The organism is Mucilaginibacter sp. P2_A4 (genome assembly GCF_056405015.1).
The window spans coordinates 272,096-296,753 of sequence record NZ_JBFUCX010000008.1 but is presented as its reverse complement, the minus strand read 5'-3'; the positions used below and the strand labels follow the sequence as shown (position 1 = coordinate 296,753).

The 24,658-nt window shown below is 42.3% G+C and carries 15 protein-coding genes, 2 tRNA genes and 1 riboswitch; of the genes, 8 read left to right on the top strand and 9 right to left on the bottom strand.

Annotation, left to right across the window (positions count from 1 at the left end):
• Nucleotide 1 precedes the first annotated feature (1 nt).
• Complete coding sequence (locus AC1DYB_RS16735) at nucleotides 2-3,343, bottom strand: TonB-dependent receptor (RefSeq protein WP_477436597.1); 3,342 nt, start codon at nucleotides 3,341-3,343, stop codon at nucleotides 2-4.
• Between the two features lie 205 nt (nucleotides 3,344-3,548).
• Nucleotides 3,549-4,715 (bottom strand): FecR family protein, encoded by a 1,167-nt coding sequence (locus AC1DYB_RS16730; RefSeq protein ID WP_477436595.1) that lies wholly within the window; start codon nucleotides 4,713-4,715, stop codon nucleotides 3,549-3,551.
• A 138-nt stretch (nucleotides 4,716-4,853) separates the two neighbouring features.
• On the opposite strand from AC1DYB_RS16730, the gene AC1DYB_RS16725 reads away from it, so the two are divergent.
• From AC1DYB_RS16725 to AC1DYB_RS16715, 3 genes are all read left to right on the top strand, one after another.
• A complete protein-coding gene (locus tag AC1DYB_RS16725) occupies nucleotides 4,854-5,435 on the top strand; it encodes an RNA polymerase sigma factor (protein WP_477436593.1) in 582 nt (193 codons plus the stop codon).
• 185 nt (nucleotides 5,436-5,620) lie between these two features.
• On the top strand, nucleotides 5,621-7,552 hold the full coding sequence (locus tag AC1DYB_RS16720; protein ID WP_477436591.1) for an LTA synthase family protein: 1,932 nt from the start codon (nucleotides 5,621-5,623) through the stop codon (nucleotides 7,550-7,552).
• Between the two features lie 171 nt (nucleotides 7,553-7,723).
• Nucleotides 7,724-9,529, top strand: a complete 1,806-nt coding sequence (locus tag AC1DYB_RS16715; RefSeq protein WP_477436589.1) for a hypothetical protein — start codon at nucleotides 7,724-7,726, stop codon at nucleotides 9,527-9,529.
• 68 nt (nucleotides 9,530-9,597) lie between these two features.
• On the opposite strand, the gene AC1DYB_RS16710 is transcribed toward AC1DYB_RS16715, so the two are convergent.
• Both AC1DYB_RS16710 and AC1DYB_RS16705 read right to left on the bottom strand, forming a co-directional pair.
• Nucleotides 9,598-10,266 carry an STING domain-containing protein gene (locus AC1DYB_RS16710; RefSeq protein WP_477436587.1) on the bottom strand — a complete coding sequence of 223 codons (669 nt, stop codon included), beginning with the start codon at nucleotides 10,264-10,266 and terminating at the stop codon, nucleotides 9,598-9,600.
• 208 nt (nucleotides 10,267-10,474) lie between these two features.
• Nucleotides 10,475-10,550: transfer RNA gene (locus AC1DYB_RS16705), tRNA-Gly, on the bottom strand.
• Between the two features lie 302 nt (nucleotides 10,551-10,852).
• A riboswitch (SAM riboswitch) is annotated at nucleotides 10,853-10,964 on the top strand.
• Nucleotides 10,965-11,082: 118 nt separating this feature from the next.
• Here AC1DYB_RS16705 and AC1DYB_RS16700 point away from each other — a divergent pair.
• From AC1DYB_RS16700 to AC1DYB_RS16680, 5 genes are all read left to right on the top strand, one after another.
• On the top strand, nucleotides 11,083-11,652 hold the full coding sequence (locus tag AC1DYB_RS16700; RefSeq protein ID WP_477436585.1) for a TlpA family protein disulfide reductase: 570 nt from the start codon (nucleotides 11,083-11,085) through the stop codon (nucleotides 11,650-11,652).
• A 379-nt stretch (nucleotides 11,653-12,031) separates the two neighbouring features.
• Entirely contained in the window at nucleotides 12,032-15,214 is a 3,183-nt protein-coding gene (locus AC1DYB_RS16695) for a SusC/RagA family TonB-linked outer membrane protein (protein WP_477436583.1), read from the top strand.
• Between the two features lie 5 nt (nucleotides 15,215-15,219).
• Nucleotides 15,220-16,659, top strand: coding sequence for a SusD/RagB family nutrient-binding outer membrane lipoprotein (locus AC1DYB_RS16690; RefSeq protein ID WP_477436581.1), 1,440 nt, complete (start codon nucleotides 15,220-15,222; stop codon nucleotides 16,657-16,659).
• A 51-nt stretch (nucleotides 16,660-16,710) separates the two neighbouring features.
• A tRNA-Cys gene (locus tag AC1DYB_RS16685) sits at nucleotides 16,711-16,783 on the top strand.
• Nucleotides 16,784-16,811: 28 nt separating this feature from the next.
• Nucleotides 16,812-17,762, top strand: a complete 951-nt coding sequence (locus AC1DYB_RS16680) for a PIG-L family deacetylase (RefSeq protein WP_477436579.1) — start codon at nucleotides 16,812-16,814, stop codon at nucleotides 17,760-17,762.
• Between the two features lie 14 nt (nucleotides 17,763-17,776).
• On the opposite strand, the gene AC1DYB_RS16675 is transcribed toward AC1DYB_RS16680, so the two are convergent.
• The 5 genes from AC1DYB_RS16675 to AC1DYB_RS16655 are packed head-to-tail and all read right to left on the bottom strand — an operon-like array spanning nucleotide 17,777 to nucleotide 24,654.
• Nucleotides 17,777-19,021: an efflux RND transporter periplasmic adaptor subunit gene (locus AC1DYB_RS16675; RefSeq protein WP_477436577.1), complete on the bottom strand. Its 1,245-nt coding sequence runs from the start codon at nucleotides 19,019-19,021 to the stop codon at nucleotides 17,777-17,779.
• Nucleotides 19,014-20,270 (bottom strand): heavy metal-binding domain-containing protein, encoded by a 1,257-nt coding sequence (locus tag AC1DYB_RS16670; RefSeq protein ID WP_477436575.1) that lies wholly within the window; start codon nucleotides 20,268-20,270, stop codon nucleotides 19,014-19,016. Before AC1DYB_RS16670 ends, AC1DYB_RS16675 begins: the two co-directional genes overlap by 8 nt.
• Nucleotides 20,257-21,486 (bottom strand): TolC family protein, encoded by a 1,230-nt coding sequence (locus tag AC1DYB_RS16665; RefSeq protein WP_477436573.1) that lies wholly within the window; start codon nucleotides 21,484-21,486, stop codon nucleotides 20,257-20,259. Before AC1DYB_RS16665 ends, AC1DYB_RS16670 begins: the two co-directional genes overlap by 14 nt.
• Before the next feature lie 4 nt (nucleotides 21,487-21,490).
• On the bottom strand, nucleotides 21,491-23,383 hold the full coding sequence (locus tag AC1DYB_RS16660; RefSeq protein ID WP_477436571.1) for an efflux RND transporter permease subunit: 1,893 nt from the start codon (nucleotides 23,381-23,383) through the stop codon (nucleotides 21,491-21,493).
• A complete protein-coding gene (locus AC1DYB_RS16655) occupies nucleotides 23,380-24,654 on the bottom strand; it encodes an efflux RND transporter permease subunit (protein ID WP_477436569.1) in 1,275 nt (424 codons plus the stop codon). Before AC1DYB_RS16655 ends, AC1DYB_RS16660 begins: the two co-directional genes overlap by 4 nt.
• Nucleotides 24,655-24,658 lie beyond the last annotated feature (4 nt).

Below are 24,658 nucleotides of genomic sequence, written 5' to 3'. Positions count from 1 at the left end.
ATTAAAAGGAAACGTTTACACCAAAAGAGTATATTTTATTTTGCGGGTACTGCACTAAATCACCACTTCCATAACGTTCAGGATCAAGACCCTTAAATTTGGTTATGGTAAATAAGTTATCGCCGGCAAAGTAAACCCTTAACCTGTCAATACCTATGCTCTTGGTTACCTTAGACGGCAGTGTATAGCCAAATACTAAATTTTTAAGCCTTAAGTATGATGCATCCTGTAAAAAGAAAGTTGATGGGCGGGTAAGTTTTTGCGGAGCGCTCCATCCCCAGTAAATACGAGGCATAGTGGTTGATGGGTGTTCAGGAGTCCATCTGTTCAACCAATCGGTTGTTGGTGGCGTGCCTTGTACAAACGGAATTACTCCCCAGTTAGATACGTATGATTTGCTACCGTAAACACCTTGCATCATAGCCGAAAAATCAAATCCTTTAAAGCTTGCCGATAGGTTAAACGAGTAATTTAATTTAGGGTATACGCCGCTTATAATGGTTCTGTCATCACTGTTAATCTTGCCATCGCCATTAACATCTTTATATTTCAAGTCGCCCGGTAAAGTGCTATCGTTAAATTGTTTAGGCGAGTTGTTTACCTCGGCAGTTGACTGAAAAATTCCTGCAACCTGCAGCATATAAAAAGAGCTTATAGGCTGTCCGTTTTTGTTAGTGGTATAATCAAAAATGTCTTGCTGACCGTATTTTACCAGTTTGTTATTAAAGTGATCTAAATTAACTCCTAAGCCATAGGTAAACCCGCTTAATGATCCTTCATGAATCATGTTGCTGTAGTTTAAACCAAGCTCAACTCCGGTATTATCAACAACACCATCGTTAATAGTTGGTGCGCTTAAGCCCACAATGGCGGTAACCTGTGATTGCCTTAAGATATCAATTGTTCTTTTCTTGTACCAATCAAAAGTTACATTAAAGTTTTTGAAAAGCGCCAGATCCAGGCCAATATCGGTCATGGTAGTAGTTTCCCACTTAATATCGGGATTGTTTAATGATTGTTGGGCTACGCCGGTTGTTAAGGCGGAGTTATCAAAAGAGTAATTCCCAGTCAGATTTAATAATGCCTGGTATGGGTAATTCACAGTATATCCACCTATTACAATGTTTTGGTTACCCAGCTTTCCCCATGAGCCTCTTAACTTAAAGTTATCCAACCAGGTTAAATTCATGGCTTTTACAAAAGGCTCTTCAGATGCGCGCCAGCCTCCGGAAAATGATGGGAATACCCCCCATTTATTATTACCGGCAAATTTTGAGCTGCCATCATAACGGATATTGCCCTCTAACAAATAGCGCTCTTTGTAGTTATAATTTACACGGCCAAAGTATGACATTAGCGCCCATTGGTTTGCTGTACCGCTGGCTCTTTGAATGTCTTGTCCGCCGGCGTTTAGTTCCCTTAAATCCTCATCAGGGAAATTCTGACGGTAACCCTGCAGGTATGAATATTTACTTTGCTCAACACTGTAACCAGCCTGCGCTTTAATGCTGTGCCCGTTAAAGTTATGGTTGTAATTTAAGTAACTGTACAAGTTTGAGTAAACAGTTTGTTCGTCCTGGTCGGTTAATCCCTTACCCAAATCTAACGAAGTAGAAAGCGTGTTGGTTTTGAAATTATATAGATCAAGGGTTGATTTATAATCCTTGTACTTATCCATATTAACATTTACAGCTCCCTTGGTATACCATGAAAAATCCTTGGTAAACTGTACTTCAAACCAGCCTTGAGCATTAACGGCGTAATCGTTTGTATTGTGGGTGAAGCTATTGTCAAGTACAGCTATAGGGTTTTTGTTGTTGTATTCATAATCATAAGCCTTATAGGTAAAGTGCCCGCTTCCATCGGTAAGGTATGGTCCGTAGGTAGGCGCTTGTGACATGGCCGAAAGGAATAAATCTTTTGAGCCACCTGCAGCAGATTCTGTGGTGCCGGATTTTAATAAAATATTAGTTCCGAATTTGATATGATCGTTAATTTTTGAGGTTAGATTGATACGACCAGTATATTTTTTATAATTGAAACCCCTGATAATACCATTCTGATCAACGTAACCTAATGATATGTTATAAGTGGTCTTTTCATTTCCACCACTAAAGGTTAGGTTATGGTTTTGTGTTGGAGCCGTTTTAAAAATAAGACTTAACCAATCGGTATTAGGATAATGAACACGATCTGAACTGTTACGGTAAAGATCTATCTGATCCTGCGGATAAAGACCATATAGTTTGGTAGGATCGTTAGGATCATTTAAACCAGTATTGATACGGGCCTCATTATACAATTCCATGTATTGAGCGGAGTTGGTTATCAGTTTAAAAAGCTTGGTTGGCTTGTATATGCCAACATTGCCATCGTACTGAACTTTCATTTGGCCTGCTTTGCCTTGTTTGGTGGTAATTAATACTACCCCGTTTGCGGCCCTTGAACCATATATTGATGCGGAAGCCGCATCTTTAAGAACGGATACATTATCAATATCTGTAGGATTAATATCACTAAAACTACCCGGAACACCATCTACTAAAACCAACGGTGCTGATCCGGCGCCACTAAAGGTTCCGTTTCCCCTGATCTGTATGGATACACTTTCGTTACCCGGTTCGCCCGAGCCCTGGCTCACCTGTACGCCGGGTATAGTTCCCTGCAACATCGAAGCCGGATTTATAACCGGGCGCTTATTAAGATCTTCGCCGCTTACTGTAGAAACAGCACCGGTTAAGTTTACCTTTTTTTGCGTACCGTAACCTACAACTACCACCTCATTAAGTGCAGATGTTTGTTCCTTTAATACCACATCAATTTTAGCCTGGTTGCCAACGGTTATTTCCTGGTTAACAAAACCAATAAAACTAAATACCAAAACGGCTTTACTATCAGGTACGCTAAGAGAATATTTACCATCAAGGCCTGTTTGAGTGCCAATCTCAGAGCCTTTTATTTTAATGGTAACACCAGGCAGGGGTAAACCCTTGTTGTCTTTAACCTGGCCTGTAACCGTAATAGCCTGAACAGGGGTTGTTTCCTGTATCTTAGGTGTAACTACGATGGTTGTATTATTGATTACATAAGTAAACGGTTGGTCCTGGAAACATTGTTTTAATGCTTCTTCCAGCTCGACGTTTTGTAAATGCACGTTTACAGGCACTGCCAACTTTAGCATTTTGGCATTGTAAAGCACACTAAATCCACTCTGCTTGTGGATCTCTTTTAGTGCTGCAGCCAGGGATGCATTATTTTTGTTCATGCTGATTTTTTGTGCATAGGTAGTGGAGGCACTAACCTGCAGTATGGAAATCAAGCATAAAAAGAACGTCAATTTCATAATCAGAAATAATTTAGATTGGATACGGGGAAGCTCCCTGCATCTAATTGCAGTAGAAATTTTATACATTTGAATGTTAGGTTAAATAATTGGTTATGAGAAAAATGATCATTGGTTTTTACCTGGCAGCTTCACAGCTTAATACCAGGGGCGGTGCGAACGCTCCTGGTTATTATAACAGGTTAACATTATTGGGCAGATATAACTACTTCATAATGATTACCCTCCTTCCTTCAATTTTATAGTGAATAGTACGGGTTAACTGCATATTGTTTAATAACTCATTAATGTTTTTGTACCTGGATATGGTACCGCCAAACTCGTTCTGTTGCACATTGTCGCGATACTCAATATCAACATCATACCACCTGCTTACCTGTTTCATCACATTTACAATGCTTTCGTCATGAAATACAAAGAAGCCATTGATCCAGGCCATGTTTTCTTCGGTATCGGCCTTGCTAACTTTAATCGCCGCGCCGTTTTCGCCTGCAGATCCCTGTTGGCCGGGAACCAGCATTACTGCCGAGCTTGCATTTGACATTCTTACAGATCCTTCTAAAAGAGTAGTGGTTATGTTGTTATTATCGCTGTAGGCATTTACGTTGAAATGAGTACCCAATACCTGCACCTGAGCACCGTTAGCTTTTACAATAAATGGTTTTTCTTTATTTTTTGCCACTTCGAAATAGGCTTCGCCGGTTAGTTCAACCTGCCTGTCGGTACCGGTAAATGCCTGCGGAAACCTTAATGATGATGCGGCATTTAACCAAACCTTAGTGCCATCTACCAGTTCAACTTTATATTGTCCGCCGCGTGGCGTAGTTATGGTATTAAACTCTGGCGCGGCGCTTGCAACAGCTTCGGGGCTGGTTTTTGTAAAATGATATACAAGTACGCCATTAGCAGTTTTACTCACCTTGATCCCGGTTTTAGCGGCAATTTCACCGTTTTTAGCATCATCGAGAATAATATTTGCGCCGTTGGCCAGCGTGAGGTATGCTTTGTTACTGCCCGGTACAATTTGTTGTTGCTTGTTTTTTGCTATGCCGGTAACTGCCTGTTGTTTTGGTTTTTCACCTTTTATAAAAAACAAGCCCGCAAATAAAGCTATCAGTAAAACAGCTGCTGCGGCCATCCAACGGTAATTGGCTTTTTTACGTGGTGTAATTTCAACTACTTTGCGGCTGTCATTTAGTTTTTGCCAAATTCTGTTGCGTACATCCTGCTCATCAACTAAATCATCGGTCCAGTCATCGCCCTGCAATTTCATTTCATCGCTGTAACTATCAAGCAATTCCTTTTCCATAGGGGTGCATTGCCCGTTAATGTACTTTTGGTACAAAGCCAGAAACTCGTTTTTGGTTATCATCAGGAATATATATTACAGGTTTATACATTATATGTGTAGGTAACATTTAATCACACACATACTTTTTGTAAATTTTTATTTGCAAAAAGTAAAACATTGAAATATTTCAGGTCTTTTCATACTTTTACCCTACCAATTATGTCTAATTCCCCGCTTAGTGACGCTGAACTTTGGGCTGCTATCCGCCGCAATGACGAAGCAGCTTTTACCGCTCTTTTTGACCGGTACTGGGTAAGGCTTTACAAAACCGCGCTGGTGTACGTTAAAGATCGGGAGGAGAGTGAAGAAATTGTGCACGATGTTTTCCTGAATATCTGGAACCGCAGAAACCTGCTGGAAATTGAGTCATTCCCCAATTTTTTACTTACGGCTATCAGGTACCAGGTGTATAACAGGATGAGATCGGCAAAGTCACCCGTTATTTTGGCTCCCGAGGGACTTGAATTAACGGAGCAGGTAGATAGTAACGCAGGCGAGCGGCATATTATGGTTCAGGAGTTTGAACAGGAGCTGGATAAATACCTGGTACAGTTACCCAAACGTTGCCAGGAAATATTTTACATGAGCAGGGTGAGGCAACTCTCCAACCAGGAAATTGCAGGCCAGCTGGGCATCTCAAAACGTACAGTTGAAAACCAGATAACAGTTGCACTTAAGCACCTCAGGATTTGCTTTAAACACATTTCGTCGTTTATTTTAATGATCTACCTGCTTAAATAAATTCAGCCGCTTATCGGCTTTAGCACAGGGCCGCTCTCCGATACATTATTTGCTTTTTTACTATATTCGTTTTTTTTACAATCATCCCTGTATGTAAACAAAGGTATATTAAGGTTTTTTCCCGTAGCGGCTTTAATCGTGCCTTGCCTTATGTAATTTAAGGGTAATAAAAGCAATATTTTTTAATGGAGGTTAAATTCAGATTAGGTGAATATAAGGTTCTTATATTCAGGATTTTATTAGGTTATTTATTTTATTTTATTGGCAGGGTGCTGTTTTTTGCATTTAATGCAAATCTTTTCGCTGTTGATCACCTTTCCTCTATATTAAAACTGTGTTATTACGGGATGGCTTTTGATACAGCCGCGCTATTATATATTAACAGTTTGTTTATTGTATTGAGCATTTTGCCCTTAGCCATTAATACACGGCCCGGTTTCCAAAAAGGGTTAACAATTTTATATTTCATTACAAACCTGCTGGCTTACGCTACCAATTTTGTTGATATTATTTACTACCGTTTTAGCCAGGTTAGATCAACAAAGGCTACACTTGATGTGCTTGCCGATGAAAACAACAAGAAAGCATTATTTAAACATTTTTCCGGAGCATACTGGTATGTAATTATCATTTTTATATTATGCAGCCTTTGCTGGATATGGTTATATAGCCGCGTAAAAATTAAACCCAATCCGGGGAGAAAACCGGCATCCTATTTTTATTCATCAGTAGCTGCATTCTTAATTGTGCTGGCTTTAGTTATTGGTGGCATACGGGGCGATTTTAGTCACAGCACCAGGCCTATAAACATGATTGATGCCTACAAACACGTAATCATCCCCAACCAGGGCGATATTGTATTAAACACACCTTTTGCCATTTTCAGAACGCTTAGCGCCAACAATTTTAAACTTGAACACTGGACAGACCAAAACTATATTAACGCGAATATTAAGCCTGTAAAACAATACAACAACACCCCCGCTGTAAAGCCTAATGTTGTAGTTATTATATTGGAAAGCATGGCAAGGGAGTATTGGGGAAGTATGAACAGGGGCGCCAATATACCCGATTTTAAATCCTACACTCCTTTTTTAGATTCATTATCTGATAACAGCTTAATATTTACCAATGCTTACGCCAACGGGCGGCAATCTATTCACGCCATGTCGTCCATTTTGGCTGGTATTCCATCGTTTCAAACCGCCTTTACTTCATCGCCTTATGCAAAGCAACAAATCCAGTCCCTGGTATCTGTTTGCGATACGTTAGGTTATCAAACTTCGTTTTTTCATGGGGCGGCAAATGGTTCGATGGGTTTCCAGGGCTTCGGCAATATTTTAGGATTTAAAAACTATTACGGCAGAACGGAATATAACAACGACAGGGATTTTGATGGCATTTGGGGTATTTGGGATGAGCCATTTTTTCAATTCATGGGTAAAACGCTTAACACCCAGAAACAGCCATTTATGGCTACGCTGTTTACCCTATCATCGCATGATCCCGATCAGATTCCGGAAAAATACAAAGCGAGGTTTAAAGGTGGTCCGCTTACTATTGATAAATGTGTACAATATACAGATAACTCCCTGCGGCTGTTTTTTAACTATGCAAAAACGCAGCCCTGGTTTAATAACACCATTTTTGTTATAACTGCCGATCATACCAGTCAAACTTATTATCCTGAATATAGTAAGGCTATTAACCGGTTTGCTGTTCCCATATTGTTTTACAGTGCTAATAAGGCTTATGCTTTAAAAGGTGTGAGGACAGACCTGGCTTCGCAAATGGATATATATCCTTCCATAGTTGATATGATAGGTTATAATAAGCCTTTCAGATCATGGGGCAGAAGCCTGATCACCAATTCCCCGGCCGAAACACCAAGGGTAATCAATTCGCCGGGTAATATATACCAGTTTATGCAGGGTAATTATATTTACTTGTTTGATGGAAAAGTATTTACGGGGATTTTTGCGGCTGCCGATAAAGGGCTCGAAAAGAATTTAATGGGCGGGAAAATTGATTCTGAAATGGATAAGGCAATGCTTGATTGTAAGGCCCTGATCCAGGATTATACAGATCGTATTGTAAATGGAAAGTTGAAGCGGTAAACTACTTCTTCGCCCTGTTTTGCGGGGAGCAATCTAAACGTTATTGATATTATGCTGGTGCTTTCGTTAAAAGTAACAGTAACAACGGATTAACAAAATCGCGGTTTTGGTGTTGTAGCTTATTATAAAGCTGCCTGTAGGTTGCTTAAAACTAAAATAAGAGCAATTATTATGGCGGTTTCGTTTTTAAAGCACAGGTGGCAAAAAATTGTATTGATCAGTTTGGCGGCGGTGGGTTTATTGGTGCTTGTTGTAGCATTATTCCTCAATAGTTTTTTAACCAGCAAGCTTACTGCAAAATTAAAGGATGCGGTTTTAAAAGGCTCCGATAGTTTATACCATGTAGATTTTAGTAAAGCCGAGCTGCATGTTTTTGCGGGGAAGGCCACTTTGTATGATATTACCTTCGGTCCGGATACTGCTGTTTACCGTAAGATGCAGGAAAGTGGCGATGCCCCCAATCATCTTTATGAACTGCACGTAAAGCGACTGGAAATTTCGGGAGCGCACCCGCTGCAAACCTGGTTTAAAAAGAAAATGGATATTGGCCGGATTACGCTGAATAGCCCGGAAATATATATCAGTAAAAACACAGATAAGCCGCACAAAAAGGAGCAGAAGGATAAACGAACCCTCTACCAGAAAATTTCCAACAGTTTTAAAATGATCCATGTAGGTCAGATTAACCTGGATGCTATCACCTTTACTTACAGAGATAAGAGTGTCCCCAAGCCTTCGGTTTCTGTACTGAAGGAGATGAACCTGCAAGCTACCGACCTGCTGATAGATTCGACAACGCAAACAGATACCTCCAGAACATTATATTGCAGGGACATCGTTACAGAGCTGAAGCATTATACCCAAACTTCTGCCGGGGGCCTGTATAAATATAAAGTGGGATCGATAAAACTATCCACCCGCGAAGCCCGGTTGGATATTGCAGGGATAGACATACAGCCACTAAGCGTAAAGGCATTTTTTGCCAAAAGCAAAAGCGACCGCTTTACCCTGCACCTTGATAAGGTTACCTTTCATCATTTTGATTACCGCAGCTATCGTAGAGCGCAGGACCTCCTGGTATCAAAAATTACTGTTGATAAAGGAAATTTCGAAGTTTTTGCTAACCCCAATGGCCGGCTTCAAACTACCGACAGGCTGGTAACCTTCCCAAACTGGGCTATCCGCCAGGTAAAAGCGGGGCTCAATGTGGATACGCTCGATATAAAAAAGATCGACGTTACCTACAGCGAGTATAACAAAAGCTCCGGGAAAGCCGGGGCGGTAAAGTTTGATAATACTACGGGTAGGTTTCTCAACCTCACTAATAAAAAAGCTATCCTCAGTCAGCATCCTGTTTGTACGGTTAACCTCAGTACTTATTTTATGGGCAAAGGCAAGCTCGATCTGGCCTTTGGTTTTAATTTAAGCGATGCCCTTTATAGCTACAGCTATAAAGGGCACCTGGGCTCTATGGATATGTTGGCGGCTAATCCGGCGGTTATGCCCCTGGGCCTGGTAAAAATAACATCGGGAAGGGTAAATAGTCTCAACTTTAATATTCACGGCAATAAAAAAAACGCTGCCGGTAAGGTCACATTCCTCTACAACAACCTAAAGGTGGATTTACTGAAACGCGATGAGGAAAAAGGTTACGCGAAAAAGTCGTTGATGTCTCTGCTGGCCAATGCCGTAATACTTAAACAGGATAACCCCGAAGAGGGAAAGCCCATACCACGGTCGGCCAACGTGGTTTTTATCCGCCCGGCAAATTTTCCTTTCTTTAAAACAATATGGCTTACGTTGCTCGATGGACTCAAGTCATGCGTAGGGGTAGGCAAATCGCAGGAAAAAGAAGCCGGTAAGCCAGTTACTGAAAAGGATAAAAAGGAGCGGGAAAAGGCTTTAAAAAAAGCAAGGGAGAAGAAAGAAAAAGAGGAAAAAAAATTCAGGGAACAGCTTGAAAAAAAGAAGAATTAGAAAATTATACCCAGCGGATATAGCAGTTGGATCTGCATCCGGGAGATACAAAATATGTATCTATACACCTACACGTATTGAAACTTGATCCTGTCATTAGGGAACTCATTGCTGTGCTGTATTTTCAATTGCTTTAGTTTATCATCAAAGTATTTATAAATCTTTTTTGAGTTTTTTTCGGCTTTCTGTTGGTTCTCAAACTCTTTTTCCAGGTATCTGGAAAGTGCAAACAGCGTTCTTGGAAATTCATAAATGGTTATGGTGCCATCTTCTTCCTTTTTTGCCCGTACCCAGTAAGGGTCATTTTTTGTTGATTCACGAATATACACTACATCACTTTGTGCTTCTACCATATTGCAGTATTTAACCAAAGCGTTAAGGGTACCCGGTATGCCTACCTTAACGTTAACCTTGCCGGGAGAGTAAGCTACAAGATTAGCATCCGGGAAAGAAAAACTGATATCGGCCTTGCCTTTTAAAAGTTTAGCCAGCCTGCCGGTAAAATTCATAAAATAACCCATCGCCAGTATTTCGGCCAGCGACCTTCTGTAATTACGCTTGTTTTCGGCATGGAAAATTATTGCCAGTATTACAGATACTACAAATCCAGACCCAAAAGCCATCCATTTATTGGGGAACGTAATAATGCCATCAAGGAAGCCGCCATAGGTACCAATGGTTGGTATAATGGAAAATATAAAATCCTTAAACGGGAAAAATCTGAAAGTAAAGGTCATGACTATCAGGTTATTAGTTAATAGTAATAATAGTGATTAATTAAGTGGTATGCAAAAAATGTTGGAATTTGTTTGAATTGCCACAGGCAATTTGTTGAGAAACACCTCATTCACAGCAGCGATGCGGAGAGTAAGGATAATAGCGTACTGGATGCCTGGTTATTAACCTTTTAAAAAAGAAAAGCCCTTCTTTTTTAGAGAAGGGCTTTGGAGCGAAAGACGAGATTCGAACTCGCGACCCCGACCTTGGCAAGGTCGTGCTCTACCAACTGAGCTACTTTCGCATTGGTGTTTCCTGTTTCGAGTTGCGTTGCGGTTAACCGTGTGCCTATCTCGTTTTCGGGAGCGCAAATATAAAAAGAATTGAATACTCTGCAAGTTAAAAATACACTAACCATCTGCTTAATTTAAATTATAGGTCGGCAAGCGAATAATAAGGCTCTTATTTAAGCATTGCCTTGGCTCAATTTGCGGCATGCCGGATGAAATTATTGGGAAGATATTTAAATGACAAATAAATTATATAAAGTCTATGTGTTTAGTAGAATATATTATATATTTGCTGACGAAATAAGTTCTTTAATTTTAATTATCAAGAAAGACTGAGGGAAAGGCCCTATGATGTCTTAGCAACCTGTAAGCCCATTGTTATAAAGGTGCTAATTCCTGTCCGCTATAAAAGGTGGAGAAGATAATATTCGCAAAATTATTGCACAGCCCATGGCTGATCATTATCTCCCTTTCTCTCTGAAATCCTGTTTAATTAAAATACTTAAAAATTTATGCCTGCTAAAAGCAGCATTAAAATTTACAACTATGAATATTAAACATTTACTCATTACCTGTTCGTTTCTGATAAGCGCCATGTTTGCCGGCGCGCAAACTGCAAAACCAGCTGATCCTGCATCTATTGATCGTGGCTATATTGTAAAAGTTGGCGACCAGGCACCTGCAGATTTTGAACTGCAACTTGCCGATGGTACCAAAACCTCCTTAAAAGAGCTGCGCGGCAAAGTTGTTATTCTGCAATTTACAGCCAGCTGGTGCAGTGTATGCCGCGAAGAAATGCCCCACCTTGAAAAGGACGTATGGCAGGCTTATAAAGACAAAGGCCTGATTCTGATAGGCGTAGATCGCGATGAGCCTCTTGAAAAAGTAACAAAATTTCACCAGGAAATGAATATCAGCTACCCGCTGGCGCTTGATCCCGGAGCCGATATTTTTGGCCGGTTCGCCAACAAAAAAAGCGGCGTAACGCGTAATGTTATTATTGATAAGGATGGTAAAATAGTTTACCTCACCCGTTTATATGATACCCAGGAATTTGCATCGATGCTAAAAGCTGTAGATGCGCTGGTTAATAATAAAACTGCATCTGTTAATTAAAAATACCGGGCAATTACGGAGTAAGCTGCTTGCAATTATTTATTCCGGTTGCTTTTTCTATAAGTCAATATCTTAATGTTATGAAAACAACAGCTACCTTTTTTCACGCCAACTATTCTTCTGATGCTACGCTGTTTACCTGCAATTCTTTCCATGGCTGTATGCAAAGCATGCGTTGTTGATGCTAACCCAACCGCAATGGTTATTTAATGAGTGTGCTTGCTGCAGCTTGTTATCTTTTAAATAACCACAAAGCAAAAATTAATTCTTTACAGGTACTATAAAGCATATCAGCGGGTATTTCATGCCAAAAAAGCTGTTAGCTAATGCTTTCATTCTGCTGTATTGATATTCAAAAACTATTCACAATCTATTTATCATGCTTAAAAATTACAAACTGTTACTGGCAATTCTGTTGCCATTTTTTCTCATCCAAACAGTTGCGGCGCAATCTGTTAAAATAAGCGGGGTGGTAACCGCTAAATCCGATGGCCTGCCATTGCCTGGTGTTAATATCTCTGTAAAAGGAACTTCCAATGGTGCTCAAACCAGTGCAGATGGCAAATTCTCCCTCAGCGCCAATGTTAACGATATATTAAAAATTACTTATATAGGTTTCGCAGCGCAGGAGATCACCGTTAAGCAAGCTGAAAACAATTTACAGATCATATTACAGGAGGCTGCCAATTCCCTTAACGAAGTGGTAATCACGGCCCTCAATATATCTAAGGACAAAAAGTCATTGGGCTATGCTGTTCAGGGGTTAAAGTCGAAAGATATCTCCGAGGCTAAAGAAACCAACCTGGTGAATGCGCTGGCCGGTAAAATTGCCGGGGTGCAGGTAACCAACAGCCAGGGTGATATGGGTTCGTCCCGTATCATCATCCGTGGCGAAACCTCTATCGCGGGTAACAACCAACCGCTGTTTGTGGTGGATGGTGTTATAGTTGATAACTCCCAGTTTTTGGGTACAAACGGATCAAGGGATTTTGCCAATGCCATCGCCGATCTTAACTCCGAGGATATTGAATCTGTAAGTGTACTTAAAGGCCCCAATGCGGCGGCTCTTTATGGTTACCGTGCGGCGGCCGGCGTTATCCTCATTAAAACTAAAACAGGTAAAGGCGCAAAGGGCTTGGGTATCAATATTAATTCAAATACCAGCTTCTCAAACGTACAGCTTTTGCCAAATTATCAAAATCAGTATGGCCAGGGTTCAAACGGTAAATTTAGCTATGTTGATGGTAAAGGCGCCGGTGTTAATGATGGAGTTGACGAAAGCTGGGGCCCCGCGTTGGATGGCTCATTAATTCCGCAATTTAATTCAAACGGAGTTGCCGTGCCTTTTATAGCGCACCCGGATAACGTTAAAAATTTCTTTAAAACAGGAGTAACCCTTAACAATGGTGTAGCATTATCAGGCGGTAGCGATAAAGCGGATTATCGCTTATCCTACAACAACCTGCACCAAACAGGTATTATCCCGAATACATCACAGGGAAGAAATTCATTTTTACTGAATTCTACCTTCAGACTTAGTCCTAAATTAACGGTAACCACCATTGCCAATTATATTAAAGACGATGCCGACAACCTGCCGGGTGCAGGTGGCAAGCGCGCTACCAGTACCATGCTGCAATTTACCTGGTTTGGCCGCCAGGTTGATATAAGCCAGTTAAAAAACTACAAGGACGCCAATGGCAATACCTTTAACTGGAACAACAGTTACTACAGTAACCCGTACTGGCTGGCTTATGAAAATACGGTTGGGCAACATAAAAACCGTATTATAGGTAGTGTGGAATTGAACTACAAGATCATCGAAGGATTATCTGCCAATTTCCGTACCGGTACCGATTATTATAACGACAGGCGCAAGATCAAGGTAGCTTATGGCACAAACGGTACACCATTTGGCTCGTATGAGGAGGATGCCTATAGCGTGAACGAAAACAATACCGAGGGCCGTTTACAATACACCAAAAAACTCAATAATGATTTCTCTTTAGATGTTTTGGGCGGTGGTAACATCAGCACTATAGTAAACGAGCAAAACGATCAGGTGGCGCCAAAGCTGGCAGTTGCAGGTTTATATACGCTAAGCAACTCCCGCGATCCGTTGGTATCTTCCAATTTGTATGGCAAGCTTAAAACCTATAGCTATTTTGCATCAGCTCAAATAGGGTTCAGGAACTACGCTTTTATTAATCTTACCGGCCGTAATGACTGGTCGTCAACCCTGCCTGCTGCTAACCTATCTTATTTTTATCCATCAGTGAATGGTAGTTTGATATTATCAGAGGCGCTGGATATTAAAAGCGATGTGTTAACCTATGCAAAATTAAGAGGTGGATGGTCAAAAGTGGGTAAGGCTACAACACCATATCAACTCATCAATACGTATGATTTTACCGCTCCTTTAGGTACAAACCCGCAACAAAATGCAAATAGCGTTGATTTAAATCCGAACCTTAAACCGGAAACAACCACATCTGCCGAAGCTGGTTTTGAGCTTAGTTTTTTCCAGGACAGGGTTCATTTTGATGTGAGCGTGTATAACACCAATAGTGTAAACCAAATATTAAAAGTCGACGTGAGCCCATCTACAGGGTATAGCCAAAAGCTTATCAATGGGGGTAAAATCAATAATAAAGGTTTAGAAGTTCAATTGGGCATAACCCCTATAAAATCGAAAGAATTTACCTGGGATATCAATACCAATTATTCCCTTAACCGCAGCAAAGTGGTTTCGCTTGATGCGGAAGGTCGTTTGCAGAGCTATATATTGGGTACAGACCGTACCGTACAGGTGTTGGCCGCAATTGGACAACCTTACGGCACCTTGTTCGGCAATGCTTATCTGCGCAATGCATCGGGACAAATCATTGTTGGTGCAGATGGTACGCCAACCATCAATCCTACCAAACAATACCTGGGCAAGTTTACCCCAAAATGGCTGGGTAGCATCAATAACAGTTTCACCTACAAAGGAATAAACTTAAGCTTTTTGGTTGACGCCCGCATTGGAGGCTCTATTTATTCAAATACAAACCGCACCGGTACCTATACAGGAGTTCTGGCCTCAACATTGCCGGGCCGCGGAGCAGCAAACGGCGGCTTAAGCTATTATTATCCGGGTAATAATACCAAGCTTGCAGCTGTACAGGTGAGCGGTACTGCGCCGGCGGGAGCAACGGTTTATCAGGACGGTGTTATTTTCAAAGGTGTAAAGGCCGATGGTACGCCAAACACAACAATACTGCCTGCACAATCATACTACAAAGGTTTTACCAATGTTGATGAGGCTTTTGTTTATGATGCTTCATACATTAAACTGCGCGAGGTTAAGCTGGGCTATACATTCCCGTCAAGGTGGGTAAAAAGCGTAGGCCTGCAGGCTGCAACGCTATCAATTGTGGGGCGTAATCTTTGGATCATCCATAAAAATGTGCCAAATGTAGATCCCGAAACAGCCTTCAATAATGGCAACGGACAAGGGTTGGAAGATCTTACCCTGCCTACCGTTCGTAACATTGGTTTTAACATCAACCTTAAATTCTAAAAATCATGAAACTTAAATATACATCGTTGCTATTATCAGGTGCTTTTTTGCTATCTGTAACATCGTGCAAAAAAACCTTGGTTGATATTAACCAGAATCCAAATGCCGCTCAGGTTGCACAACCAGACTACCTGCTTACCGCAGCTACCAAAACCACGGCCGATACCTATTGGGGAACAGCCAATAATATGGATGCCAGCCTGCTTTTTGTGCAATACTGGTCTAAAATTCAATATACCGACCCGGACAGGTATATATATACCAACAGTGCCTTCCAGGAACTTTGGACGGTAGGTTATTCAAAAAGTATTGTAAACCTTAACCAGATCATCAAGTTGGGAGATGCACAGGCTAATACTAATTATAAGGGGGTAGCACTGGTGCTGCGCTCATGGGTGTTTAGTTTGTTAACAGATGCTTATGGCAATGTTCCTTACAAGCAGTCTGCCAATATCGACCAATACTTAACCCCGGCCTATGACACGCAAAAGGATGTGTATTATGCCTTACTGGATGATTTGAAAGCAGCCCAGACCGCGCTTGACCCGGCAGGCAAAGCTATTTTAGGCGATGTGATCTATGGTAATGATATTGCCAGATGGAAAAAGTTTGCCAATTCATTGCGCCTGCGTATTGCGCTGCGCATTGCAGATCGTGATGCTGCGAAGGCCAAACAGGTATTGGATGATATTAAGGCTGAGGGCGGGGCATATATCAGTTCGAACTCAGATATAGCCCAGTTTATCTATTACAACTCGCCTAATCAAAATCCGATAAGCAACCTGTTTGATACCAGGGACGATTACCGCATTAGTAAAACTATTGTTGATAAGCTATTTGCGCTGAACGATCCGCGCCTGCCTGTCTACGCCAGTAAAACCAAAGATGCTACACCGCAAACCTATGTTGGCTTACCAAATGGTTTGTTGGTTGGCGATGCCAGCAGCATTGGCTTTACCAAAACATCAAAACCAGGCACTTATTTTTTAGCGCCAAACGCGCCGGCTGTGATCATCAGCTATGCCGAGGTTTTGTTTGACCGGGCCGAAGCTGCCGCACGTGGTTTCACTACCGAAAATGCTGCTGATTTATATAAGCAAGCTATACTGGCATCATTAGCTCAATATAGCATTACCGGTGGAATAGCAAGCAGCTATGCAGATCAACCTGCTGTGCAATATGATGCAAGCAACTACAAAAAATCAATTGGCGAGCAAAAATGGATCGCCTTGTTTGGGCAGGGTCTGGAAGCCTTTGCCGAATGGCGCAGGCTTGATTATCCGCAGCTGCAACCCGCAGTTGCCGGTACCCTGAATGGTAAAATACCGGTAAGGTTTATTTATCCCGGTACCGAGCAATCGCTTAATGGGACGAGCTACAAGGCGGCCGTGGCTAACCAGGGCGCTGATGTGCTGACTACCAAATTGTGGTTTGACGTGAATTAATCTTTTGTAAGCGGTCATACTTATTTTAAGTATGGCCGCTTATTGTTAAAAGGCGGAGTGGCCGAGTGGTTTAGGCGAGGGTCTGCAAAACCTTTTACGGTGGTTCGAATCCACCCTCACGCCTCATTGTTAAAATACTAAAAATATAACATTTGAAAAAGCTGGCTGTACTGTTATTAACCATAACATTTTATTTTACCGGTGACGGGTTGCAGGAAACGATGGCACAGGCTATAACCCATGGCCCGCGTGTGCTGGTGGTAATGGCTCATCCTGATGATGAAAGTACATTTTCTGTTACGCTATATAAGATTGCTAAGGAACAGCATGGCATTGTTGATCTGTTTGTGATCACCAACGGCGAGGCTGGGTACAAATATTCGACACTGGCCGAAAACTACTATGGCCTTGAACTTACAGACGAGAAAACGGCAAGGGCGAATTTACCCGCTATCCGCAAAAAGGAATTGGTTAATGCAGGCCATATTTTAGGTGTGAATGGATATTATTTTATAGATCAGAAAGATGCTCATTACACCTTAAATGAAAAGGAGCCGCTGGATACCAGTTGGAATGTTCCTGTGATAAAAAAGCGGCTAAACCAAATTCTGACAAGTAACCATTATGATTTCGTATTTACTTTATTGCCAGAAAACACGACTCATGGGCAGCACAAGGCGGCAACACTTTTAGCTTTGAATGCCATAGCTGCTTTAACTGTTGATAACAGGCCCATTATTTTAGGGGCCGTTACCCTGAACAAAACAGATTCAGTAACCCGGTTTTCCAAATATGCCCAATACCCGTTAACCCATACTTTAACCGATACAGCTTTGTGCAGGATTGACCGCAGTGCTTCATTCAGCTATAAAAACAGGGTAAACTATAAAGTTATAGCCAACTGGGAAATAGCCGAACATAAATCACAAGGCCTTACCCAGATGACCATGAATGATGGCGACCTGGAGGAGTTTTGGTATTTCTCCATTAACGGAACACCTGGAATTAACACTTGTAAAGCACTATTTAACAGGCTTAGTTATACACCCTATGCACCCAAAACTTACCTGGATGCGCAGCCTGTATATTCTAAATCAAAATAAATTAACTATCGGGCTTACATTTTCATGCCCTTATCTGTATCTCCATTTTTAAAAATGGCTTCACTGTTTAGTAAATACACACCGTTGGTAACTATCACGTCACCGGCATTTAACCCGGCAATAACAGGGGTGTAAGTTTGGTTTCCCGGGCCCGGTTTAATACTTCTCGGCGAAAAACTTCCATCTTTATCTTTAACCCAAACCTTGCTGCCCCGGCCATCAGTTAAAATGGCGGATGTGGGTACAGCCAAAGCGCGTTTGCTGCCATTGGCAATAGATATATAGGCCAGCATCCCTGGCCTGATAAGCCCCTGCGTATTGGCTACACTAATCCTTACCAAATCAACTTTAGAGGCATCTGATAATTCAGGGTTGATGAACTCAACTTTGCCGTTAATCACCTGGCCGCCAAGGTCAGGGAATGATACTTTAACCCGGTCGGCCACTTTGTAGTTTCCGGCTTCACCGGCATATAGCTGCGCTTCGATCCATAAACTATTTAAGGTTTGTGTTTTTAAAATCGTCATTCCTTCCGTTACATAGTCGCCCTCGTGAACCGCTATATCACTTACTGTGCCTTCAGCTTTGCTTAATATGGTTGTTGTGGCCGATGCTTTTCCGGTGGCTACCAGGCTCCTGATCTGTGCTGGTGATAATCCCCATAGCTGCAGTTTGCTTTCCGCGGCGACAATCAGTTGCTTATAATCAACATCGGGGTTATGCAAAACCTTTTGCTGTTGCCGGGCCAGCAGGTATTCCTTTTCTGCTTCCTGCAAATCTTCGCTGTAAATAGAATATACAGGCTGACCGACAGCTATTTTTTCGCCAACAGTTCTGATATATAATTGTTGTATCCGCCCTGTTATTCTTGCACTCAGTTCTTCGACTTTATTTTCATCCGTAGTTACAGTTCCGGTGATTGTTTTTTCAGTACCGGTATTTTCCTCCCTTACGGTATCTGTTACGATACCGGCCAGCTGAATTTGCGTTGCAGTCAGTTTTATTTTATCGGGGGCAGTGCCGCCAGTACCGGTAAGCTCCACTTTGATGAGTTTCATACCACAAATAGGGCAGTTACCCGGATGCTCTTCATGTACCTGCGGATGCATAGAGCAGGTATAATAAGCTTTGTTTGATGCTTTAGTTATTGGCTGTTTGGGCTTTTGCTGGCATGCGGTAAACAGCGTGGTAATCAGCATTACAAAGAATAGGATCCCGGCTGATTTTAACGCAGCAGGGTGTTTTTTTATATTATTCATTGCCTTGTGTTTTGATAAAGCTTTCGCTATCTGTTAAATATTGGGCGTTTGATGCCAAGCTGTCGGTTAAGGATAAGCCCTTTATAATTTGTATATCATTGTTGTTTGTGGCACCCGTAAAAACCTGGTGAGCCTGGTAGGAAACACCTTTTTTTAGCCAGACGACTTTTGTGAATCCTAAATCAACCAATGCCGATTTTGGTATCCATAATCCGCTGGTTGTGCCGGTTTGTATGGTGGCTTTAACTACGTTATTTACTTTTAAGGCATGGTCCATGTTGTTTATATACACTCGGATGCTGGTGCTTTTATCGGCTTCGCGTAAAACGGGTTCAATAAAATTGACCTTCCCATTTATTGTTTTGCCCGGTAAATCTGGTAAAGTAATTTTTACCTGTTGATTTAACTTTAACCGGGAAACAGCCGAAGGGGCAATCTTAATAATTGCCCATAGTTGGTGAGGATTAACCACATTAAATAAGGTTTGTCCTTTTTGAACATACATGTCCTCCCTGATAGCGAGCGGAACATTAGCGGCAAAGCTTTGTGATGACTGTTCGTTTACGGCATCGCCCATTTGGCTGTGCTGCACATCATGAACATGACCTTCGTAAGCACTATATACAGGTAAGCTGTAAAATGATTTACCTGTTTTTACTACCTGGCTTATTTGCGCTGATGTTAAACCAAGCAGCGATAATTTTTGCCGGGCGGCATTAATCAGCCCCGTTTCCTGCGGCGAATTTTTGGTTAGATAGATGAGATCCTGCTGGGCGGTCACTATATCCGGGCTGTAAATATCAAAAATACGCTGGCCGCTATGTATTGCCTGGAAAGCATATTTGATGTATAGTTTTTCTATCCGCCCAGAAAATCGCGCTGAAATATTATTGAATGTGCGGCTGTCAAAATCCAGGTAGCCATCACCATATATTTCTGTAGCTGTTTCAATTTGCTTTGGTGTAATTGCCTCAACAGATGAAATAACGTTACTATTAACCGGTTGCAAAACCGTGTTGAGGCTAATGCCCGAGCCCTCACTGGCCTGTCCAGATTTTTTTACCAGTGCCATGCCACAAATTGGGCAGCTACCGGGATGATCTTCCATGATCTGCGGGTGCATAGGGCAGGTATATTTTACAGCGCTTTGGGTCTGCGCCATAACCGGCGGCTTTTTTTTATCAGAACAAGCACTAAGCAATAGGGTGCTTAACAGCAGGCTTGTCCATATTATCTTAATACTTTTCATATTCCCTTTCATAAGCTACCTGTAATTGTAATACTTCCTGTAAGCGGTCTAATGCCTCCATCCTGGCCGTTTGTAAACCTTTAATGTTATCCAACACAGTGGGCAGGTCGCCGGTATTTTGTTCATAAGCCAGTAAGGATGTTTTATAGGTGTTTTGTAAAGCCGGGATAATGTTTTGCTGATAATTTTTTAACTGCCTTTTTTTACTGCCTATATCCGTTTTTAAACCGGTAAGCTGCCCTTCGGCCTGGTTGAGTATAGCTGATTTTTTTCGCTGCAATTCCTCCACTTCGTAACGGATACCTTTTAAGTTGGCCTTGTATTCTTTAGATGCCCAGGGAACGATGGGTATGGTAACGGATCCCATTAAAATATATTGATTTGCATAGCCGCCATAGCTCAGCATGTGCGCGGCCTGGATCCCAAAATCGGGTTTACGTTTGCTGTATTCCATTTTGGCGTTCAATTGCTGTAATTCAATATTCTGGCTTATTCCTTTAATATCACTGCGGTTTGTTGCCAGCGCCGCGGTATCGGTAATGGCCGATTCATAATCTTTCCAAACGGTATTTGTATCCACTGTAAAGACAGTTTGCTGGTCCCTGTTCATGAGGGTGTTTAGCATAATGTTTTTTTGGCTTATCTCGTTGTTCAATTGTTCGCGGGTATTGTTCAGCACATAAAGCTCTGCTTTGGCTTTGTAAATATTGCTCAGCTTTTCTTTACCATAAGTAAGGCGGATGTTGGCATCCTTGAGCATATACTCCAATAAGTTTTGTGTGTTTTGTAACAGAGCAAGCTTCTTTTCCAGCACCACCCGTTCATAGTAATATTGTTTTGCCTGGGCAATGAGTTGGTTTTTTAGGTAGTTCTTGTCTTCCGCTGTTACTTTTGACATTCCTTTCATGTAGGCCTCCTTAGCGCGCAGTTTGGCCGGGTTAGTGAAAGTTTGTTCTGCCTGGATCATAAAAGATCCCACGTTAGGGTTAACCTGGTAAGGCGTTTGATACTGACCAGCGCTTATCTTTGGCGCATCAAGGCTTTTTGCTCCTGTTGCATAAGCATCCTGCGAGCTGATCCTGGCATCATAAGCCTGCAGGGCCGGATTAGCAGTAATTCGTGCTACAACACTATCTAACGGTAATCGTTGTGCTTTTGCCGTTATGCCGGTAAGGCAGATCAATAGGGTATATACAATTTGATATTTCGTTTTCATGATATTATTCCTTTACCTCCAATACTTCCAGTTTGCCATGTTTTTTTAGTTCGTACTCCTTTACCATCAAAAAGATTAGCGGGGTAACCAGTAAAATATGCGTGGAAGAAGTTAATACACCGCCAATCATCGGCAGTACAATTGGCAGCATCACATCGCTGCCGGTGCCGGTTGCCCAAAGTACAGGTACCAAACCAAACAGGGCTACGCAAACGGTCATGAGCTTGGGCCTTAACCTTTTTACCGCGCCATTCATTACATAAACACGCAGGTCTTCGCGGGTAATGGTTTCGCTGGAATTACCCTTTAAGGCAACCAGCTGCTGCATGGCATCATTGAGATAAATGACCATGACGATACCCGTTTCCACAGCGATACCGAACAGGGCAATAAAGCCTACCGCTACAGCGACTGATAAATGCACCCCAAAAAAATAAACCATATAGGCCCCGCCAATGAGTGCGAACGGAATACTGATGAGGCTAAAAAATGCTTCCCTGATTGAGTGAAATGCAAAGTACAGGCAGGCAAATATGATGACAAGCACTATAGGTAAAATCAGCTTGAGGGTATGCTCCGCGCGGATCAGATTTTCGTACTGGCCGCTCCATTCAATAAAATAACCTTTTGGCAGCGATTTAACCATCGTGTTTAACCTGTTTTGGGCCTCCTGCACGGTACTGCCCAAATCCCGTTCACGAACATTGAACAATACTGTGCCGCGCAACAAGGCATTTTCCGACTGAATCATAGCCGGGCCATCACTAATCCTGATATCCGCAACAGATGATAAGGGAACAGGACCGTAGGAGGGTGTTTGAACCAGGGTACGCCTGATCTCATCCAGGTTACTGCGGTAATCCTGTGCCAGGCGCAGGTTTACGCTGAAGCGTCTTCGCCCTTCAATGGTTGGCGTAAGGTTCATACCGCCCAGGGCGCTTTCTACAACCTGGTTCACATCATCTACACTTAGTCCATAGCGGCCAATAGCATCTTTATTCACCTGTATATCCAGGTACTTGCCGCCGGTAATGGGGTCAACATATAAATCTTTCACGCCGTTAATGCCCTGCAAAGCCTGTTTCATTTGGTTGGATAAGGCATAAATAGTATCCAGATTTTGCCCATATACTTTCAACCCAACATCGGTACGGATCCCTGTAGAAAGCATATTGATGCGGTTGATGATGGGCTGTGTCCAGCCGTTTACAACACCGGGGATCTGTAGCTTGGCGTTGAGCTCATTAATAATATCTTCTTTTTTAATTCCTTTGCGCCATTCGCTGGCAGGTTTTAGCAGGATAATAGTTTCCACCATACTGATGGGCGAATTATCGGTTGCCGTATTAGCACGCCCGGCTTTGCCCAGTACATTTTTAACTTCGGGGATACTTTCAATGATCCTGTCCTGCACCTGTAAAAGCTGCTTGGCCTCCGAGTTGGAAATATCCGGTAAGGTAACCGGCATAAACAGGATAGTGCCTTCATCAAGCGGCGGCATAAATTCGCTGCCTAAACTCAATAATAGCGGTATGCTGATGAGTAACGCGACTATGTTAATGCCTATGGTTGTTTTGCGCCAGGTAACACACCAGTTTAACAGGGGCCTGTAAAGCTTTTCCAGCCCGCGGTTTAGTGGGTTATGTTCGTCTGTTTTTAACTTCCCTTTCAGGAAAAAGGAGATTAGCACCGGGGCAAGTGTTACGGCAAGTATAGCATCAATGGCAAGGATAAATGTTTTTGTCCAGGCCAGCGGGCCAAACAGTTTACCTTCCTGGCCTTCCAATAAAAATACCGGGAGGAAAGAGGCGACGATGATCAGCGTAGAAAAAAATACGCCACGGCCAACCTGCTTGCAGGATGCTTCTATAATTTTAATTCGTTCTGCTGTGGTCATGGTCTTTCTTTTTCTTGTGCAATGGATAAATTCCGGTGCGAGTTTTCAACCATTACAATGCCGTTATCTACTATCACTCCAATAGCCAAAGCGATGCCCGTTAATGACATGATATTGGAACTGATGCCAAAAGCGTTAAGCAGGATAAAGCTGGCAGCTATGGTGATAGGAATTTGAATAATGATACTCAGGGCGCTCCTCCAGCTGAACAGGAACAGGATAACAATAATTGATACCGTAATCATTTCTTCAATCAGCGTATGTTTTACAGAGCCAATGGCATTCTCAATCAGCTCACTCCGGTCATAGGCGATCTTGAATTTTACTCCCGAAGGCAGGCCCCGCTGGATGTCGTTCATTTTATCCTTAACCGCATGGATCACCTTATCAGCATTTTCGCCGTAGCGCATCACTACTATGCCGCCTACAGCTTCGCCTTGTCCGTTTTGGTCAAATATGCCCAGGCGCTCATCGCCACCCATTTGCACGGTGGCAACATCTTTTACCTTCACCGATACAGATTTGATGGTTGCAATGGAGATATTTTCAACATCGGGTAAACTCTTAATATAACCCAGGCCACGAACAATGTAGGCAGTGCCGTTCATTTCAAACTTGCGGCCGCCAACATCATTGTTATTGCTTTTTACTGCCTTGAGCACCTGCGATAAAGGGATATTGTAATAGTTGAGTTTATGTGGGTCGATATTGATCTGGTATTGCTTTTGAAAACCGCCGAATGAAGCTACTTCACTAACCCCCGATACAGTTTGCAGCCCCAGTTTTATATACCAGTCCTGCAAAGCCCGTTGTTCGCCAAGGTCGATACCTTTGGCATCCAGCGTGTACCACAAAATATGGCCAACCCCGGTTCCGTCCGGCCCTAATGTTGGCGTAATACCCTCCGGGAGTAAACGCTGGGCATAGTTCAAGCGCTCCAGTACCCGGCTTCGCGCCCAATACACGTCGGCTTTATCTTCAAAAACAATATAAACAAAGCTCATCCCAAACATGGAGGTAGCGCGGATAGCCTTCACTTTAGGAATGCCCTGTAAATTGCTCACCAGCGGATAGGTTACCTGGTCTTCCATGATCTGCGGGCTGCGGCCCTGCCACTCGGTAAATACGATTACCTGGTTATCTGACAGATCGGGGATGGCATCAATAGGATTCTCGCTAACGGCGTAAGCGCCCCATGCAAAAAGAATGGTCGCGATGAGCAGAACGATATACCTGTTTTTTAAGGACAGGGTAATAAGTTGATTAATCATCTTA

Coding starts and splice junctions, on each gene's coding strand:
- AC1DYB_RS16655 (WP_477436569.1), bottom strand. CDS start 24,654: ATGATTAATCAACTTATTACCCTGTCCTTAAAAAACAGGTATATCGTT.
- AC1DYB_RS16665 (WP_477436573.1), bottom strand. CDS start 21,486: ATGAAAACGAAATATCAAATTGTATATACCCTATTGATCTGCCTTACC.
- AC1DYB_RS16725 (WP_477436593.1), top strand. CDS start 4,854: ATGTCTAATTCCCCGCTTAGTGACGCTGAACTTTGGGCTGCTATCCGC.
- AC1DYB_RS16730 (WP_477436595.1), bottom strand. CDS start 4,715: ATGATAACCAAAAACGAGTTTCTGGCTTTGTACCAAAAGTACATTAAC.
- AC1DYB_RS16690 (WP_477436581.1), top strand. CDS start 15,220: ATGAAACTTAAATATACATCGTTGCTATTATCAGGTGCTTTTTTGCTA.
- AC1DYB_RS16735 (WP_477436597.1), bottom strand. CDS start 3,343: ATGAAATTGACGTTCTTTTTATGCTTGATTTCCATACTGCAGGTTAGT.
- AC1DYB_RS16700 (WP_477436585.1), top strand. CDS start 11,083: ATGAATATTAAACATTTACTCATTACCTGTTCGTTTCTGATAAGCGCC.
- AC1DYB_RS16720 (WP_477436591.1), top strand. CDS start 5,621: ATGGAGGTTAAATTCAGATTAGGTGAATATAAGGTTCTTATATTCAGG.
- AC1DYB_RS16695 (WP_477436583.1), top strand. CDS start 12,032: ATGCTTAAAAATTACAAACTGTTACTGGCAATTCTGTTGCCATTTTTT.
- AC1DYB_RS16660 (WP_477436571.1), bottom strand. CDS start 23,383: ATGACCACAGCAGAACGAATTAAAATTATAGAAGCATCCTGCAAGCAG.
- AC1DYB_RS16710 (WP_477436587.1), bottom strand. CDS start 10,266: ATGACCTTTACTTTCAGATTTTTCCCGTTTAAGGATTTTATATTTTCC.
- AC1DYB_RS16675 (WP_477436577.1), bottom strand. CDS start 19,021: ATGAATAATATAAAAAAACACCCTGCTGCGTTAAAATCAGCCGGGATC.
- AC1DYB_RS16715 (WP_477436589.1), top strand. CDS start 7,724: ATGGCGGTTTCGTTTTTAAAGCACAGGTGGCAAAAAATTGTATTGATC.
- AC1DYB_RS16670 (WP_477436575.1), bottom strand. CDS start 20,270: ATGAAAAGTATTAAGATAATATGGACAAGCCTGCTGTTAAGCACCCTA.